Source organism: Actinotalea ferrariae CF5-4 (assembly GCF_000603945.1).
Classification (GTDB): Bacteria; Actinomycetota; Actinomycetes; order Actinomycetales; family Cellulomonadaceae; genus Actinotalea; species Actinotalea ferrariae.
The window spans coordinates 1-2,590 of the sequence record NZ_AXCW01000387.1 but is presented as its reverse complement, the minus strand read 5'-3'; the positions used below and the strand labels follow the sequence as shown (position 1 = coordinate 2,590).

Annotated in this window: 2 protein-coding genes and 1 pseudogene; 1 reads left to right on the top strand and 2 read right to left on the bottom strand. The window is 75.3% G+C overall.

From position 1 onward, the window contains the following. Together N866_RS18070 and N866_RS18065 are read right to left on the bottom strand one after the other, a co-directional pair. Positions 1-359 (bottom strand): annotated as a pseudogene (locus N866_RS18070) (3-oxoacyl-ACP reductase); the annotation flags it as partial. Then, positions 356-1,726, bottom strand: a complete 1,371-nt coding sequence (locus tag N866_RS18065) for an acetyl-CoA C-acetyltransferase (RefSeq protein ID WP_034229299.1) — start codon at positions 1,724-1,726, stop codon at positions 356-358. The gene N866_RS18065 and the pseudogene N866_RS18070, both read right to left, overlap by 4 nt. 115 nt (positions 1,727-1,841) lie before the next feature. Here N866_RS18065 and N866_RS18060 point away from each other — a divergent pair. Further along, positions 1,842-2,590: TetR/AcrR family transcriptional regulator (locus N866_RS18060; RefSeq protein WP_245612659.1), on the top strand; the 749-nt coding region annotated here is incomplete at its 3' end.

The following is a 2,590-nucleotide window of genomic DNA, read 5'->3' as shown; positions in this document are numbered from 1 at the left end:
CGCGACACCGTCACCACCCGGCCGCCGGGCGCGAGCCGCTTGAGCACCGGGCCGAGCGCGAGCAGCGGCGTGCTCAGCGCCTGCGGACCCGCCGCCTCCGTGAGCACGACGACGACCGCGCCGACCCGCTCGTCCCCGGGCGCGTGCCGGCGCACGTCGAGGTCCCAGGCCAGCAGCTGGGTGGCGAGGAGGTCGGCGTCGGCCGACGAGGCGGCGTCGTGCAGGACCAGGACCGGCCCGGGGACCAGCGGCGCCCCGGGGCGGTGGCGGCGCAGGACGGCCGGCCGCGGCAGGCCGAGCTGCTTCGCGAGCTTCTTCGTGAACCCGGAGTTGACCAGGTTCAGGTAGGTGTCGGTCACGCTGCCTCCATGATCATGGTGATGGCCTGGCCGCCCGCGGCGCACACGGAGATGAGGGCGCGCGGCGTGCCCCCCTCGGCCGCCTTGCGCTCGGCGAGGAGCTTCGCGGTCGTCGCGACGATGCGCCCGCCGGTGGCGGCGAAGGGGTGGCCGGCGGCCAGCGAGGAGCCGGTGACGTTGAGCCGGTCGCGGTCCACCGTGCCCAGCGCGCCGGGCAGGCCGAGGCGCTCGCGGCAGAACTCCTCGTCGGCCCAGGCGGCGAGGTTCACGAGCACCGTCGAGGCGAACGCCTCGTGGATCTCGTAGAGGTCGAAGTCGCCCAGGCCCAGACCGTTGCGGTCCAGGAGGCGGGCGACCGCGTAGGTGCCGGCGGTGAGCAGCCCGTCCGTGCCGTGGACGAAGTCCACCGCGCCGGCCTCCGCGTCGACGACCGTCGCCAGCGGCGTGAGCCCGTGGTCGGCCGCCCACTCGTCGCTCGCGAGCAGCACGGTCGAGGCGCCGTCGGAGAGGGGCGTGGAGTTGCCCGCCGTCATGGTCGCCGGGGCGTCGAGCGCCTTGCCGAACACGGGCCTGAGCTGCCCGAGCTTCTCGACGGAGGTGTCGGCGCGCAGGTTCGCGTCCCGCGTGAGGCGCCGGTACGGGGTGAGCAGGTCGTCGAAGAACCCCCGGTCGTAGGCGGCGGCGAGGCGGTGGTGGCTGGCGGCGGCCAGCTCGTCCTGCGCCTCGCGGCTCACGCCCCAGGCCGCCGTGGTGAGCGCCTGGTGCTCGCCCATGGACAGCCCGGTGCGCGGCTCGCCGGTGGTCGGCGCCGACGGCGCGAGGTGCGCCGGGCGCAGCCGCGCGACGGCCTTGAGCTTCTGCTGCGGGGTCTTGGCGCGCGCGAGGTCCAGGAGGACCCGGCGCAGCGGCTCGCTCACGGCGATGGGCGCGTCGGACGCGGAGTCCACGCCGCCCGCGATCGCCGACTCCAGCTGGCCGAGCCGGATCTTGTTCGCCAGCCCGACGACGGTCTCCATCCCGGTCGCGCACGCCATCTGCACGTCGTACGCCGGCGTCGTCGGCGCCAGCGCCGAGCCGAGCACCGCCTCGCGGGTGAGGTTGAAGTCGCGGGAGTGCTTGAGGACGGCGCCGGCCGCGACCGAGCCGACCCGCTCGCCGGCCAGTCCGAACCGCGCGACGAGGCCCTCGAGGGCCGCGGTGAGCATGTCCTGGTTGGAGCTGTGCGCGTACGGCCCGCCCGCGCGGGCGAACGGGATGCGGTTGCCCCCGACGACGACGGCGCGTCGCGGCCCGCCGTTCGCCGCGCCCTGCGCCCCCTGGCCGCTCCCCGCCGTCGTCCCGGGCCTGCCTGTCTCGCGTGCCGCCATCAGGGGCTCCCTCTCGTTCGCTGCGTTCTCGTCACTGAGCTCGTGCTGAGCCGAGCGGAGGCACGTCCGCCTCCGGATCTGTCTGACACCGACAGTACCTGATACCTTCGGTTTCGTGGGTCGGATCACAACGGCGACGCTGCCGCAGGACGAGGACGCACCGGTGCGGGCCACCGGTGGGCCCTCGCCTGCGTCGGAGGGCGTCCCGGACGAGGCGCCGTCGTCGGCGGGCGACCCCGTCGTCGAGGCGGTGGACGGCCGCTCGCGCCGCTGGGACCTGCACCGGGCGGCCCGCCGCGCCGAGCTGGCCCGGGTCGCCCGCAAGACGGTCCACCTGCGCGGTCCCGACGTGTCGATGGACGAGATCGCGGCGGAGGCCGGCACGTCCAAGTCGATCGTCTACCGGTACTTCGTCGACAAGAGCGGCCTGCAGGCCGCCGTCGGCGAGGTCGTCCTGGAGGACATGCACGCCCGTCTGGACGAGGCCGTGAGCAGCGCGGTGAGCCCGCGCGACGGTCTCCGATCGATGATCGAGGCCTACCTGGAGATGATCGACGGCTCGCCGAGCGTCTACTGGTTCGTCACGCGGCCGGTCGCGGAGGGCTCGTCGGTCACCCTGAACCGCTTCCTGGACGACATCGCGTCGATCATCGCCCGGCCCTTCGTCGCGCTGCTGCACGGGCGCGGGGGCGCCTCGGTGCTCGACGGGCAGCCGGCCGACGTCTGGGCCTCGGGCGCCGTCGGCTTCGTCAAGGGCGCGGGCGACTGGTGGCTGGCGCACCGCGACGAGCCGGGCGCCCCGACGGCCGACGAGCTGGCCGAGCGCGTCACCGCGTGGCTCTGGGCCGGCCCGGTGGGCAGCCT